Annotated in this window: 13 protein-coding genes and 3 pseudogenes; 8 read left to right on the plus strand and 8 right to left on the minus strand. The window is 63.2% G+C overall.

Annotated elements, in window-relative coordinates; translation table 11 throughout:
- The 4 genes and pseudogenes from ACIHAX_RS35545 to ACIHAX_RS35560 form a co-directional block, all read left to right on the plus strand.
- A pseudogene (locus ACIHAX_RS35545) lies at positions 1-216 on the plus strand (IS630 family transposase); the annotation flags it as partial.
- 171 nt (positions 217-387) lie between these two features.
- Positions 388-681 carry a putative quinol monooxygenase gene (locus ACIHAX_RS35550; protein ID WP_397282053.1) on the plus strand — a complete coding sequence of 98 codons (294 nt, stop codon included), beginning with the start codon at positions 388-390 and terminating at the stop codon, positions 679-681.
- A 457-nt stretch (positions 682-1138) separates the two neighbouring features.
- Positions 1139-1424 (plus strand): annotated as a pseudogene (locus ACIHAX_RS35555) (transposase); the annotation flags it as partial.
- A gap of 700 nt (positions 1425-2124) precedes the next feature.
- Positions 2125-2265, plus strand: a complete 141-nt coding sequence (locus ACIHAX_RS35560; protein WP_364438701.1) for a hypothetical protein — start codon at positions 2125-2127, stop codon at positions 2263-2265.
- A gap of 1228 nt (positions 2266-3493) precedes the next feature.
- Here ACIHAX_RS35560 and ACIHAX_RS35565 read toward each other — a convergent pair.
- Entirely contained in the window at positions 3494-4336 is an 843-nt protein-coding gene (locus ACIHAX_RS35565; RefSeq protein WP_364438707.1) for a transposase, read from the minus strand.
- A 538-nt stretch (positions 4337-4874) separates the two neighbouring features.
- On the opposite strand from ACIHAX_RS35565, the pseudogene ACIHAX_RS35570 reads away from it, so the two are divergent.
- A pseudogene (locus ACIHAX_RS35570) lies at positions 4875-5090 on the plus strand (IS30 family transposase); the annotation flags it as partial.
- A 232-nt stretch (positions 5091-5322) separates the two neighbouring features.
- On the opposite strand, the gene ACIHAX_RS35575 reads toward ACIHAX_RS35570, so the two are convergent.
- The 7 genes from ACIHAX_RS35575 to ACIHAX_RS35605 form a co-directional block, all read right to left on the minus strand.
- Positions 5323-5946 carry an ATP/GTP-binding protein gene (locus ACIHAX_RS35575; RefSeq protein WP_364438698.1) on the minus strand — a complete coding sequence of 208 codons (624 nt, stop codon included), beginning with the start codon at positions 5944-5946 and terminating at the stop codon, positions 5323-5325.
- Positions 5927-6298: a DUF742 domain-containing protein gene (locus ACIHAX_RS35580; protein ID WP_364438695.1), complete on the minus strand. Its 372-nt coding sequence runs from the start codon at positions 6296-6298 to the stop codon at positions 5927-5929. The genes ACIHAX_RS35575 and ACIHAX_RS35580 overlap by 20 nt, the downstream gene beginning before the upstream one ends.
- Positions 6295-6711: a roadblock/LC7 domain-containing protein gene (locus ACIHAX_RS35585; RefSeq protein WP_364438693.1), complete on the minus strand. Its 417-nt coding sequence runs from the start codon at positions 6709-6711 to the stop codon at positions 6295-6297. Before ACIHAX_RS35585 ends, ACIHAX_RS35580 begins: the two co-directional genes overlap by 4 nt.
- 42 nt (positions 6712-6753) lie before the next feature.
- Positions 6754-9099 carry a nitrate- and nitrite sensing domain-containing protein gene (locus tag ACIHAX_RS35590; RefSeq protein ID WP_364438690.1) on the minus strand — a complete coding sequence of 782 codons (2346 nt, stop codon included), beginning with the start codon at positions 9097-9099 and terminating at the stop codon, positions 6754-6756.
- Positions 9100-9198: 99 nt separating this feature from the next.
- On the minus strand, positions 9199-9351 hold the full coding sequence (locus ACIHAX_RS35595; RefSeq protein WP_364438713.1) for a hypothetical protein: 153 nt from the start codon (positions 9349-9351) through the stop codon (positions 9199-9201).
- Complete coding sequence (locus tag ACIHAX_RS35600) at positions 9324-9515, minus strand: SDR family NAD(P)-dependent oxidoreductase (protein ID WP_364438687.1); 192 nt, start codon at positions 9513-9515, stop codon at positions 9324-9326. Before ACIHAX_RS35600 ends, ACIHAX_RS35595 begins: the two co-directional genes overlap by 28 nt.
- A 504-nt stretch (positions 9516-10019) precedes the next feature.
- A complete protein-coding gene (locus ACIHAX_RS35605) occupies positions 10020-10220 on the minus strand; it encodes a hypothetical protein (RefSeq protein WP_397282021.1) in 201 nt (66 codons plus the stop codon).
- 777 nt (positions 10221-10997) lie between these two features.
- On the opposite strand from ACIHAX_RS35605, the gene ACIHAX_RS35610 reads away from it, so the two are divergent.
- The 3 genes from ACIHAX_RS35610 (at position 10998) to ACIHAX_RS35620 (ending at position 13654) form a co-directional block, all read left to right on the plus strand.
- On the plus strand, positions 10998-11693 hold the full coding sequence (locus ACIHAX_RS35610; protein ID WP_364438681.1) for a CTP synthase: 696 nt from the start codon (positions 10998-11000) through the stop codon (positions 11691-11693).
- A complete protein-coding gene (locus tag ACIHAX_RS35615) occupies positions 11690-12607 on the plus strand; it encodes a LysR family transcriptional regulator (RefSeq protein ID WP_364438678.1) in 918 nt (305 codons plus the stop codon). The genes ACIHAX_RS35610 and ACIHAX_RS35615 overlap by 4 nt, the downstream gene beginning before the upstream one ends.
- A 441-nt stretch (positions 12608-13048) precedes the next feature.
- Positions 13049-13654: a recombinase family protein gene (locus ACIHAX_RS35620; RefSeq protein ID WP_397282024.1), complete on the plus strand. Its 606-nt coding sequence runs from the start codon at positions 13049-13051 to the stop codon at positions 13652-13654.
- The last annotated feature ends 66 nt before the right edge of the window (positions 13655-13720 follow it).

Consider the following 13720-nt stretch of genomic DNA (forward strand, 5'->3'; position numbering starts at 1 on the left):
CTGCCGACCTATTCATCGTGGTTGAACTGGATCGAAGCCGAATTCGCGGCTCTACGCTACTTCGCGTTGAACGGGACCGATCACCGCAGCCACGATGAACAGGACGCCGCGATCGGCGCCTACATCCGCTGGTACAACCAGCACGCCCGACCCAAACGCGACTTCGCCGTCAACTCCAAGATCCGGCAACCTGATTACCTACCGAAGGTTGCTTGACGAGGCACTAGCCTCGATACACACTCTCACCCGCCGACTTGCCCGCACCACCGACCAGCGCACCTGAGCCGACAGACGCAGCCGAACATTCGCTCTGCCGATACGGGACAGGGCGACCAGCTGGTTCTGGCGTGGATGTTCGAGCTCGTACTAATGTCTGGTTGCATGTTTATGCTTCATAGTCGACTCGGGGCCAAGCCGGGCAAACGAGATGAGTTGCTGAAGATCCTCACCGAAGGTGAGCACGCTGATCCTATGCCAGGATGCCGGCTCTACGTCATTGCCCTCGACGAGACCGACCCGGACGGGGTATGGGCAACCGAGATTTGGGAATCCGAATCGGATCATGCAGCTTCGTTGCAGCTTGATGAGGTCAAAGAACGGATCTCACGGGCGATGCCGCTGGTCGATACCGCCGGTATCCGCCAGCAACGGCTCGACACGCGGACAGGGATTCCCGGCTGAACCGGATCAATACCTGTTTCCGGAGCGTAAGCGCGTGTCAGCGAAGTGCCTTCGAAAGTCCGCAGCCACGCTCACCCACAACACGTCGTCGTGATAAACCACTGAGCCTGCCCGCAGACCCCAACGCAGTTATGCCATATGGCTCACTGCCCGAACTCAGTTCTCAGATGCCCTCTAAGACCATCGCAGGTCGTTGGCGCTGCCCCGCAAGACTCCATCCGGGCCCAATCGGACCATTCTCGGAGCCCTTCAAGAAAGCGGGCATGCCTCTCTATTTAGCTCGTCGGCGAGCAGCACCTGCGGGTTGCGCCGTGGTGGGCCTTCCGCTAGGCGGGGTACCGCGACCGCCTCCAACAGCGGCGCGAGCATCGGCGAGTCGTCTACCTGGCCCGGCGTGAGCTGTACCGCCAAGCCTGACTGCGGCCGTCGGTGACCAGATGTGGCGCTCGACGACGAACTCACTGCCAACCAGAAGGCAATAGCCGCCCTCGTGCGCGCCACCCCAGCCGCCGGCCTGCTCGAGCAGACCGAAATTGGACCAGTTGCCACGGCCGCCTGCCTGATCGCCTGGTCTCACCACGGCAGCATTCGTTCCGTAGCTGCGTTCGCCTGTCTGGTTGGGGGCCAACCTGATCCCCGCCTCGTCGGGCAACATCGTCCGTCATCGCCTCAACTGCGGTGGAGACCGGCGGTGCAACCGTGCCCTCCACATGGCCACGATCCCCCGTTACCCGCATGATCCACGACCCCACCACCCGCGAATACGTCGAACACAGCCCGCCGAAGGCGGCACCACCGCCGCTGCCTCATACAACTAGGTCCTACGTATGCATAGCCCAGCGACACTTGCCATTCTACCGATGTGATCTCGCCCCGCTGACAGCAATTCTGGTTCGATGACAAAACCCAGCTTCATGTATCGACTCAAGCGCGCTCGCCCGGCTGACTGCTCTGCAAGAAAGGACGAACCGAAATGTCACTGCAGTCCGACTGGTGGCCGATGAGAGTGAATGCCAGAGCCCCGAGCTCGCCTCCGCCGCAGGCCTCACGGATATCTCCGCCATGCTCGGCCAACCCGAACGACTGGGATCTGGATAGGGGGTCGCCCTCTGTGTGGCATCGGTCCACGCAGATCTGCATGCAGTGTCCGTTGCTCGACCAATGCCGAAGAACGGTCGAAAGCATGAGCGGCGGCGGGCACCCCCCGCGCTCCATGATCTGGGCGGGCATCGGTTATGACGATAGAGGTCGACCAGTCCAGGACCTCGGTGAGTATTCGAACCAGCAGCAGAGAAGGATTCGTCACCCACTGCGCATCACACGCGTCAAGCAACTGGACGCTCAACCTCTGCACAATCATTGTGCCGAACCGCAATCCGACAGCACGTCGCGGCCGTTGAGGCCTCGGGCTTCTTGTATCATCCCGAGGCGAATGTGACCGTCATGTCCGAACGACACCTTGCCGTGCAGTTCACTCCTGCGGGGCTTGTGCTGCACTACCGTGCGGAGAAGGCAGCCGCAGAAGAGTTCGCGACAGGCCAGGCGACAGTGTCGACGCTCGTCGAAATGTTCAAAGAGCGTTGACAAGAACGACCCTGAACCTGGTGGACGCGGGTCGATGCAGTGCTGGGTGGGCTTTCTTCGGCGGCCTGTCCGCTTCCGCGGTTGTTCATTCCGTGCGGCCCGGAAGACCATGAGGAAGTCTGCGGCGTACTCGTGGTGATGCTGCCGGGGTAAAAGCTCGATCGTGACCCCACCGACCGGTGGGCAGTGACGTGGGAAGCGACCGGGCATCGCCCTTCACTTCCGGCATCCTGCCCGGCGGCGGGCAGGCTCACTGTCAACTGCTGGTGGCCGGTCGTGGCGGAGCTCTCGTAGTAGTCCGAGGTCGGGGTATCGGGGTGCGACACGAAGTCGCACGAGTTGACTGAGCTTCATCGGAGGAGGTCGGCGGATGCCGAAGGTGTAGCTACAAATCAGTGTTCGAGGATCTGTCCCCAGGCCTGACGCGCGTCGCCGGTAACGGTGGGGTGTGAAGCTCAGGTCGGAAGGCTGGAGGGCTCCCGTTCCATCCGGCAGTTACAAGTCACGGGGAAGGCCGACAGGGTGAACAACCGTACACCCGTGATGATGCCTCGTCATCGGAAACCCCGAAGATGGGTTGCCACAGCAGGGGTAAGGACTGGTCGCTGGAAAGCGCAGACGCCGACCGGAAGACTCGAAGCCGGTCGGGAGAACATCGCCGTCGTAGTGGGTACAGGGCACCCGACACGTTCGTAACTCACTCGTGTGGAACGTGACAACCCCATTGGAGTCCGGCGGCATAGGCGTCGTCAGCAAGCTGACCGTGAGGCAGGCCAGCGGGCGCTGGATAGCCCACGAAGCCAATGTCGGCGGCCGAAAGGAGACGAGAGAACGAGACATTCGTGATCGACTCCTCCGCCGATGGTTTCGGTTTACCGGACGGATGCCGGCATCTGCCCGGACCTGAAAGGTCCTGACGTGGGCGGGTGAGCCTGTGAAGAGACTACGACAACGACGCCGGAACCGAAGCGCAAGTTGGACAACATGATCGAGACAGCTGCGGTGGTCGAGGGGCGTCATGGTGAACGGACCGGAGGACGACCTGCTTGATTGGCAGTCGATCGACTGGCGAACCGTCGCGGGTGAAGTACGCGTTCGAGTCCCTTGAGTCAAGTCCTCATGCTTTGTGCCCTTTGCCCCTCGGCGATCTTGCCGTCGTAGTAGTTCCGTCCTCTGGTGCCCGGCATGCGCACTTGCGTCAAGCGATGGTGTGCAGGGCGTTGTTGAGCTAGCGATCGCCGTGGCGGGACAGTCGATGCCGAGGCTTGCCGGCGCTGGCGATTTCTATTGGCGCGGTGCCGGTGTGGACTGCGAAGGCTCCTGCGCTGCGGAACCGTGACGCGCGGCCGGTGCGGCCCAGCAGCCGAGCCGCGACCACCGGTCCGACGCCGACCAAGTCGAGAAGGCTGCTGCCGGAATCGGCGACGGTGTCCTGCATACGCTGCCGGTTGGCCTTGAGCCGGGCGTCGAGGGCTCGCACGTCGGCGACGAGTTCGCGGGCGAGTTCTTTGCGGGCGCGTTTCACCGGTGAGGACGGGCGGACACGCCGCAACACATCAGTGGCCTGGTTTGCGGTCAGATCGGTGGACACGCCACGGGGCAGCAACTCCCGCATCACCGGGTGCAGCTGGTTGACCGTCCGGGTGCGCTGCCTGGTCAGATTCGTGCGCCGCTCATCAAGCATTCGCAGCACGGTGCTCGCTCCCTCAACCTCGACGGGCACCGCATCGCCATGCAACGCCGCCACACTGGCAGCCGCAGCCGCGTCGATATTGTCGTTCTTGCGCCGCCCGCCCCGCGACAATTCTCGCACCCGCGCAGTGGCCGTGGACGGCACGTCGGTGACCTTCTCGCCGTGGGCGATCAGCCATTGGGCCAGGTGCCGGCCCAGACCCCACGCGTTCTCCACGGCCCAGCACCGCTCAGAAACTCGTTTTGCCCACGCCAGAAGCCGCCCATACTCGGGCAATGTCGCGTCGATGCGGATCGTTTCGATCGTCTGGTTGGTTGCGGCATTCAGCGCCGCCGCCGTATGGGTGGCCTTGTGCGGGTCGACCCCGATCACCACCATCAACCACGTCTCCTCACTCCTCGTCGGGATATAGGGAGCCGCGGGCGACATTCCGGCTTTCGGCCTGTGTGTCCCACACCTCTGTTGAGTTAGACCCGCGGTCGTGTCGGGCCGGGGCGCAAACCCCTGGTGAGCCAGCCCGAACGGGCGCAGGAACCTCACGAGCCAGCCCCGACTCGACACCTCCGGCAGACTACGGCTGGTGATCATCCAGCCCGCCAACCGGTCACGCCTACACAAGCCGGAACCTCAGGCCGAACCCACGCCATGGCCGGGTGATCCGGCGCACCCGCAGCGTTCGCAGACAGTGCCATCTTCTGAACGGCGCATCGAAGCAGTCGAACACGTGCCGAGCACCCCTCCCCCTCGATGGTGAAGCCAATGCGGGAAGCTCGGCCTCCCGCCCGCGCGCGACCCTGTCCAGGCGTGGGCCTTTGGCCACCGTCCGAGAGGACGCCGCAGCAGCGAGGCCATGCGCAAGGCACTGTTCGAGCAGATGGCCACGTTGCCCGCATAGCTGCGTCGCTCGCTCACCTAGGACCGCGGCAAGGAACTCGCGCAACATGCCAATTTCACTGTCGACACCGGTATCGCCGTCTACTTCGCCGGCCCGCATTAACCCTGGCAGCGAGGGACGAAAGACACGAATAGTTCTCTACGCCAATACTTTCCGAATGGAACAAATCTGTCCCAGCGGAGCGCAAGCGAAATCGCAGCAGTCACCGCGGCACTGAACGCCAGACCCCGCAAGACCTCGGCTCCCCCAACTACCTCGCTGTCCTCCTGTTTGGCCGCATCGACGAGGAACGCGCCGCCTTACGGCAGCGCAGTCAACGTCGTACACCGGCAGGTATATCAAGCGATTTAGCGTTTTAGTTGGGCATCCTTGACCGCTAGCATCGGGTTTTGACTATTGCGCACACCTTCGCATCCTCCATGAAAAAGCGCATTTTCGAGCATATCGCTCGGTAACGGATTATCGCGGACTAGCCTTGATCGGACGCTGCGACCGACGGACTCCTCGCACTTCCGAATTGCTGGATGAGGTACTCCACCAAGGTAAGCAACACATCTTTTACCGATTTACGATGACGAGCGTCGCACAAAATAATGGGTACTTCGAGAGTGAGATCAAGTGCGCTTCGAATCTCTTCAGAGCTGTAGACCGGACCTCCGTCGAAACAATTGACGCCGACTACAAATGGTATTCCCCGCCTCTCGAAATAGTCGACAGCGGAAAACGAGGACTCCAGGCGCCGCGGATCCGCGAGGACCACTGTTCCGAGTGCGCCACGCGATAACTCGTCCCAGAGAAACCAAAATCTTTCCTGGCCGGGCGTGCCGAAGAGATAAAGGATCAATTCGCTATCAATCGTGATGCGACCGAAATCCAGCGCGACCGTGGTGGTTGTTTTGGCATCCACGCCGGTCAGATCGTCCACTGATACGCTCAGATTACTGAGCGACTCTTCAGTGCGCAGCGGCGCGACTTCGCTGATTGCCCCCACCAACGTGGACTTTCCCACACCGAATCCTCCCGCGATCAGAATCTTCACCGATTGCGCGATCATATTCATGGATTTGGCGGTATCAGAGTTTTCGAATGCCATTGAGCACCGTCCGGAGTAGATCGATATCGGTCGAACCGGAGCTGCGCGACGAATCCGGTGACCGGTAGATGAGGTAGCCGGCGACTATGAGGTCGTTGATCAGGATCTTCGTCACCGTCAGTGGAAGCTCGAGTTGGGCGGCGACCTCGGCAATTGACGTGGGACGCCGACACATCCCCAGTATCCGACGGCTTTCCGGCTCCAACCCGTCGACGCCGCCGAACCCGGCTGTAACGATCAGCGTGATCATATCGAGGCTGTGGTGGCCACCCGTCCGGCCCTGGCTGATGGCGTAGGGCCGCACCAGTGGACCAGAGGCATCCTCGAACCAATGCTCACGCCGCTTCGTCATGGTCTTGTATCGACCCTGCCGATATGACTGGGCCGAAGTGTCGCTGAGAGGTATCTTCCGATGCGCTTGATCGTGTGATTCATGTCGTAGGCAACCATTCCCATATCCGCCGCAATGTCCGCCATCAGCGCCAGACACGCGTTGGGCCCACCGGCTGTTACGAATATGACCGCCTCCGCCAATTCGATGACCGCCTGTCGGACCTCCCCACCACCGAATCGGCTGCCCGAACTTCGCGCAAGACCATATAGCGCGGACGACATGGCGCAGAAGTGTTCCGCGTCCTCTCTGGACATATGGGTGGAGTTGCCGATCAGCAGCCCATCGGTCGACAGCACAACCGCTTGGCGTACGCCGGGTAGGCGCTGCACCAAATCATCGAGCAGCCAATCGAGGTCGGTGGGAGTGGTCACTGTGACTTTCCTTTGTAATCGTCGGCGATGTGCGAATCAAGCTCAGCTTTGGGCATGACGTCCCTGTCGTGTACCCGCTTCGATCGCGGTGAATAGGTCCCGCGCCTGTTCCGGTGAACGACTGCCGATTGGTGTAGATCTACCTGACGAGGCCGAGGAAGTCGGCTGCGCAAGTTCCGGCGCGAGATGTTCCTGTCGCCGTCGGCGCGGGAGCGGCGGCCGCCCTTCTGCGGCCACCGGTCCGAACTCGCTGTCTCCGGGCCAGCCAGGAGTCTCGGGAACGTCGCCGGTCCGCCGAGCGAGGTCCGCGGAACTCTCCAAAAGCTCGACAGATCTGGACGACGAGACCTGCGGCGTCCAGCCATTCAGCTGACTTCCGAACTGCTCTGCACTATCCGACAGGCCGGCGCCTTCGTCACCACTCCCCGGCTGCACCAGCTCGGTATCGAGCAGGTGCTGCGGAATGAGTACGACCGCACGAACGCCGCCATAGTCCGATTCCGCCAACCGCACTTTAATGTTGGAACGACCTGCCAACGCGGCGACGACCAGCAGCCCGAGCCTCGAATCACTGGATAGGTGGAGCACACCGAAGTCTGGGGGGTTCCGCAGCATCTCGTTCGCACGGTCCAATTCCGCACCGGGCATCCCGAGACCTTGGTCGACGACCTCGACGACCGCCCCCTTGCCGACGATGGTTCCCGAAGCTTCCACCCGAGAACCCGAGGGCGAGAAGGAGGTTGCGTTATCAATCAACTCGGCGAGCAGATGGATGACGTCGGCGACGACGGTGCCGATGACTCGCACGTCCGGCACCCGACTTGATCGAACCCGTTGATAGTCTTGTGTTTCGGCAATCGCGCTTCGGACGATCTCTATGAGCGGCACCGGGTTGCGCCATCGACGACCCGGCCGCTCACCGCCGAGAATGATGAGGTTCTCGGCGTTGCGACGTTCACGAGTCGCCAGATGATCGAGCTGGAACAGCACGCTCAACAGTTCCGGGTCCTCCTGGCGCGACTCAGCTGTATCCAGGATCTCCAACTGCCGATGCATCATGAGCTGGCTGCGATGAGCGATGTTCAAGAACACCGCATTAACGGCCTCTCGGGTCTTGGCCTCGGTGACCGCCGCCGACACCGCCGCCAGCTGGGAACGATTGAACGCATCCGCCACTTGGCCGATCTCATCGCGTCCGAAGTCGAGCCGGACCACCTCTGACTCGACGTCAACCGACTCTCCGTTGCCGATTCGGGTCATGATGTCAGGCAACTGCTTGTCGGCCATCGCGAGGGTCTCACCGCGTAGCCGCTTCAGTCGCCGGGTCAACCGGTTCGACATTCCGACCGAAACGAGCAAGATACCGAAGGCGATCGCCACAGCCGCCACACCACCCGCGATCGAGTTCCGGACAGTTCGGTCCGCGATATCGCTGGCAACTTGATGCGTAGCGGCGAAATTGGTGCGCCACACCTCCAGAAGCTTGGCCTCGACTCCGGTAAATGCCACGTGCCAGGCATCCAGGTCTACCTGAAGTGCCGCAGTGCTCGCCGTCCCTTGAAGTGCGGCAGTGCTTGCGGTCCGGCGCTGGTCATCCCGTGCCCTCGCCCCATCCGAGATGATCGCCTCTTCGATTGCGGTGGATTGCTGCCAGAGCTGGCTACCAGTGAGATCGTCCAGCATCCGCTTCGCGGAGGGGGCCAGCTGCGGGGCCAAGTTGGCAAGTTCGTTGTGGTAAATATCCATTTGACGAACGGACTCCCGCCAATACGCCGGAGCCAGACCTTCGGCGTCGGCTGCCGCCGCAGCCATCGAGTGCGCCATGCCCGCCGTCAGGACGGCGGAAAATAATCTCGTGGAGGTTATCGCCGAGGCGGCGTTGCTGACGTCCCGAGCGGCCTTGGCGATGCCGTCCATGATCGTCGAGCCGTAACGGGCTACCTGCATGTACAGGCCGTACACCTCATCGATCGAGGACATGCCGGTATCGACACGCCCACGGAGCTGGACGATGTGTTGGTATGCGTCGGCCACTTCTGACGAAGAACCGTCCACAGTCCCCGGACGCATGCTGCTCATATCCGCCAGCTGTCCGATGTTGACCTTTATTTGCTCATCAACCCGAGCCCGCGCGTCTACCAGGTCATTCGGAGCTATCGGTTTGCCACTGACGCGTAGCAAGGTCAGTCGGAACTCATTCTGGATGAGCGAGGTCAGGTCGATGATGGCTGGAGCGGATCGCACATTCTCGTCTGCGAAATTCTTGTCCCGAACTCCCTGGGTCACCAAAATCGCCGCACCAGCCGCGCCAACAGCCAGCAGCACGACGCTGGGGATCAAAGCAATCGACAAGATGCGAGCGCGGATGCCGGGGGTGAAGTGGAACATGCGGACGACCTAACTGAAAGAGCTCACATCATTCGCCAAGATATTGATGGAGCGGCCCGGATTCGATGTGGATATGCCTGACACGGCGCGGGATCTTCATCAGAACCGTCCCGAGTTGGCGATGAAATCGCTTGCCGTGCCGCAGATGTCGTTGCGTGGCCAGGAGCTGGGTGGAGCCAATGTCCACACATCGTGGTCGCGGCGTACCGCGTCGAGACAGCCGGTCAGATGCCGCACGTTCGGCACGACCACCGTATCGATTCTCGACGTTGCAAAGCGGCGAGGGAGATGAGTTCGTCGGCGTCGGCATGATTACGCATCGTGGCGAAGACTCGCTGGCCCCGCCGAGCCAGAGCCACAGCGGTAAGTCGCCCGAAGCCGCTGCTGCATCCGGCGATCAGCACATTCTTTGTCATCAAACCTCTTCTTTTCGATCACAGATTTGTGGTGACGCGAGCACCTGACTCGGTCAAGTGCCGCTGTGACTTCGGTATCAAATCCGACATATGCGTCGGTGGATAGCATTGGTGGCATTGGTGGCACTAATAGCACACCGAGAAGGCCGCCGATTTTTCTTCAGTGGTGCCGAGAAACTCTGCCCGCAGTCTTTTAAAACTGGTCTCCGACCAGTGCATGCTGTGATGGCGAATATTGCGCGTGCGGCGCTGCGATGCGCTGTATCGTCAGGCGGTCCCGTCGCCGGCCGATAGGCCCGGATGGACGACTTACTCGCTGACGGCGCTGTCGTTCAACTGCTTATCGTCCGATTAGCCGACAACGCCCGTATGCCGATCCGCTGGAACCTTCTGAACTACTCGGTTTGGCGCGACCTTTCCTCGTTGTGATGTTAGCGAGAGGGTAATTCTCGACAAGCTCCTTTGTCAAGACTTGCAGTCTCGACAAAGCGGTCTACCGCCGCGCTACGCTGAGTCGGCGGCGAAAATGACATCGGCAGGCACCACCAAACCGTGCTCACGCGCCGGTTGCGCGGTGCCAGCCCCGCCGACGAGGTGGCGGGCCACCACACCGCTGTCGGTGGACAGTCCCTGCAACACCAGGTAGTTCTGTTCGAAGAACGGAATCTCGGCAGTGAGGAACCCCTCGAATTCGTCTTTGTTCATTCTCGGCAGGGCGGTGGTATCGAGGCGAGTCCGCTCCGACGTCGGAGTGCGCGGCGGCGATGCCCGCGGTGTGGACGGTCGACACCGTGGCGGGCGTTATCGGCAGCCTGGGGGATGACCGATCAGGTGAGGCGTCGGAGGCCGCCGAATCGTTGGTGTCCGCTGCGGAGGCGGGTGTCGTGACCAGCGAGAAGATAGTGCACGTCTTCGGTGACGGCGACCGGGTCGACGTCGATGGCGCCATGTTCCAGTTCGTGGTCGCGGGCTTGGCCGCAGACGATGCGGGTCGCATCCTCAAGGCAGCTGCGATCGACCTCGTCCGGGACTACATCCGTCGCGGGGGCCGCGATACCCGATGTCGACGCCGCAGGCCGATCGCATCAGTGTGGGCTGGTGTATTCGCCGGTGCCCGCGGGGGAAATCGCTTTGGACCGTGCGGTTTCTATGTCGCCGATGACGGTGCCGTGGAGCGGTCGACCTTATCGGTGCCGCGATCGGTGTTCGTAGCCGGTTTCGAGTAACGGTTTTGGCTTCGCCGAGACGGCCGAGCCGGACCGAAGGGTTAGCAACGTGCCCGATGAAGTCCGGCCCGTGACCAACGATCTTGTGAAAACTGGCGTTTAGCCTCTACTGGGGTGAGGCCGGAAAGGGGCAATGACGATCTGATGGTGCTGGGCCGCCGCGAAACTCTGAAAGCTACTGACATGAGTGGTTGCTCATGGCGGATGCTTGGTCCTGTATTGGTGCTCACGGACGGACCGTCGGATAGTGATGGCCATGGACCGATCTCTGCTCGTTGCCGTCATCGGCGACCGCGACCCGGCGTTTTCCCCGCACCTGGCCACCGACGACGCGCTGCGGCACGCTGCCGCGCACCTGGGCATCGGGGTGGATGTCCGCTGGCTTGCCACCGAACCGCTTGAATCGAATCTGGCCGAGGTAGAGGCTGCCGACGTGCTGTGGTGCGCGCCGGGCAGCCCGTACCGCAGCCTGGCGGGCGCTCTTGCCGCGCTCCGTCACGGCCGTGAGCACAGCGTGCCTACTCTGGGGACGTGTGGTGGCTGCCAGCACATGGTCATCGAGTACGCCCGCCACGTGCTCGGCTACGAGGATGCCCAGCACGCCGAGTACGACCCGTACGCCTCGACCCTGTTCGTGTCGGAACTGACCTGCTCGCTGGCCGGCAAGACCATGCCCGTGACCCTGGTTCCCGGTTCCCGAGTGGCCGCGTTGTACGGGCGGGCCGAGGTCGAGGAGGAGTACTACTGCAACTTCGGGCTCGACCCTCGCCGGCAAGGGGCCCTGCACGAGGGCGGCTTCTTGGTCACCGCCGTGGACGGTGACGGCGAGGCCCGGGTGCTGGAGATCCCTGGCCACCCGTTCTATGTGGCCACCCTGTTCGTGCCGCAGGCCCGCTCGCGTCCCGAGGCCCCGCACCCGCTGGTCGTCGGCCTGCTGCGTGCGGCGCTATGACGTTCACCCAGCTCAGGATTCTGCAGGCGGTCGCACGGACCGGCAACATGACCCGGGCCGCCGAGGAACTGGCCACCACGCAGTCTGCCGTCAGCCACGCTCTGCGCGCGCTGGAGGGCGAGTTCGGGATCGCGCTGCTGGTCCGGGGCAACCACGGGGTGAGTCTGACAGCGGCTGGGCGTGCCGTGTGCCGTCGTGCCATGCTCATCCTCACTCAGGTGGAGGCGCTGGAGCAGGAGGTGGCCGCGGCCCGGGGGCGCGAGCGCGGCAGCTTGCGCGTCGGCGTCATCCCCAGCGCCAACGCCCGGCTGCTACCGCCGATTCTGCGGCGGTTCGCGGATGTGCATTCGGCGGTGCGGCTCACGGTGATGGAGGGCTCGGACGACGAGGTGCTGGAGTGGCTCGTAACCGGGGCGGCGGACATCGCCACTGTGTCATCCGGGGTCGCGGGCACCACCGGGTCCTCGACAGGGCGGAGTATCGGGGTCTGGGTCCCTGCCGGGTTGGGGGCGCGGCCGCTTGCCGCCGATCGTATGCTAGCCGTCCTGCCAGGCGGTCACGAGCTGAGTCTTTGCCACTCGGTGCCGATAATCGATCTGGCCCGGCACCCCTTCATCATGTCCACAGGCGGGTGCGAGCCGCTCATCACGGCACTCGCGCGGGCGGCGGGGGCGAGCCTGAAGTGCCACTATCGGGTGCGTGACACCAACAGCATTCTCGCCATGGTTGCCGAGGGGCTCGGGGTGAGCATCGTCCCCGAACTGTCGCTGCCCGCCCATCGTGCGGGCGTGCACGCGATCCCGCTGGACCCGGCTGCCGAGCGCACCATCCTCCTGGCCTGGCCCGCCGACCCACTCCCCACGGCCACCGCCTTCGCCGAACTGGCCTTCACGCTGACGCCTCGCCCCACCTGACTACCCCCTATGCGACCTCTCTGCTGGCCCCACGCCTGGCGTCGGGGTATTTCGTTGCGCGGGTGTAGGAGTCGTGGTCGGTGCCGCAATCTCACGGTTGCGGCGGTTGTTCCGACAGTGCCGGCCCAGGGAAAGGCCCGATCGGCTGAGTCGCGTATTCCCCACGGCCACACTCGAAGCCTGATCGCCGTGGCCTCACCGCCAGGGCCAGCGGGACCACGGCAGAGATGCTTCAACTACATGAGACTGCGCGCCGGACGCCTCAGATCGATGAAAACTGCCTGAGATTTCGAGGCGACAGGGGTAGTCGTCCCAATATCGGTCGAATCCGGGACGGCAGCAAAGAGTGTGGCGAACGCCCATGACGGCCTGTCTCGGAACCCGTCCCGGAACCGGGTGGCGGATCTTGAGTTCCGGGACAGTATGCGGGACCATCCTCCGATGGCGTACACCAACATCGTCCGGATCGGCTACGCCAGAGTGTCCGGGCGATCGCAGGATCACCAGCTGCAACTCGACACACTCGCCGGTGCCGACTGCCGCGAGGTCGTCGTGGAGACCGCCAGCACCCGGGGCGACCGCCCGCAGCTGCGCAAAACCCTGGCGACGCTCAAGCCCGGCGACACCCTGGTAATCTACAAACCGGACCGGGTCGCGCGGTCGATGAAGGAACTGCTCGTGCTGCTCGAAGACGAGCTGCATGCCCGCGAGATCGACCTGCATATCCTCACCGGCATCTGCGCCGGGGTGCACAAACCCAACGGCCAGACGATGGCGGAGAAGATGCTGTTCATGGTCGCGGCCATGGCCGCGGAGCTGGAACGCGAGCTGATCCGCGAGCGCACCCTCGACGGCCTGGCCGCCGCCGCGGCCCAGGGCCGCAAGGGCGGACGCCCCGCGGCGGTGGATGCCGACACCCTGGCCGTCGCGATCGACCGCCGCAAACGCGGCGAGTCGGTCACCGCCATCGCCAAACACCTCCAGATCGGCCGCTCCACCCTCTACCGCGCCCTCGAACCCCACCTCGCTGATGCGCCCACCACATGACGCGGTCATCGGCATTGCGCTCCATGACCAGGCGCAACGCGGCGCCGGCGGGAACACGGCGGGCCT

It is taken from the genome of Nocardia sp. NPDC051929, assembly GCF_044548645.1.
Lineage (GTDB): Bacteria > Actinomycetota > Actinomycetes > Mycobacteriales > Mycobacteriaceae > Nocardia > Nocardia sichangensis.

What these genes read in the sequence shown, in the direction of transcription:
- ACIHAX_RS35550 (WP_397282053.1), top strand. Translation starts at nt 388, where the DNA reads ATGCTTCATAGTCGACTCGGGGCCAAGCCGGGCAAACGAGATGAGTTG.
- ACIHAX_RS35560 (WP_364438701.1), top strand. Translation starts at nt 2,125, where the DNA reads ATGTCCGAACGACACCTTGCCGTGCAGTTCACTCCTGCGGGGCTTGTG.
- ACIHAX_RS35565 (WP_364438707.1), bottom strand. Translation starts at nt 4,336, where the DNA reads ATGGTGGTGATCGGGGTCGACCCGCACAAGGCCACCCATACGGCGGCG.
- ACIHAX_RS35575 (WP_364438698.1), bottom strand. Translation starts at nt 5,946, where the DNA reads ATGGCATTCGAAAACTCTGATACCGCCAAATCCATGAATATGATCGCG.
- ACIHAX_RS35580 (WP_364438695.1), bottom strand. Translation starts at nt 6,298, where the DNA reads ATGACGAAGCGGCGTGAGCATTGGTTCGAGGATGCCTCTGGTCCACTG.
- ACIHAX_RS35590 (WP_364438690.1), bottom strand. Translation starts at nt 9,099, where the DNA reads ATGTTCCACTTCACCCCCGGCATCCGCGCTCGCATCTTGTCGATTGCT.
- ACIHAX_RS35600 (WP_364438687.1), bottom strand. Translation starts at nt 9,515, where the DNA reads ATGACAAAGAATGTGCTGATCGCCGGATGCAGCAGCGGCTTCGGGCGA.
- ACIHAX_RS35605 (WP_397282021.1), bottom strand. Translation starts at nt 10,220, where the DNA reads ATGAACAAAGACGAATTCGAGGGGTTCCTCACTGCCGAGATTCCGTTC.
- ACIHAX_RS35610 (WP_364438681.1), top strand. Translation starts at nt 10,998, where the DNA reads ATGGACCGATCTCTGCTCGTTGCCGTCATCGGCGACCGCGACCCGGCG.
- ACIHAX_RS35615 (WP_364438678.1), top strand. Translation starts at nt 11,690, where the DNA reads ATGACGTTCACCCAGCTCAGGATTCTGCAGGCGGTCGCACGGACCGGC.
- ACIHAX_RS35620 (WP_397282024.1), top strand. Translation starts at nt 13,049, where the DNA reads ATGGCGTACACCAACATCGTCCGGATCGGCTACGCCAGAGTGTCCGGG.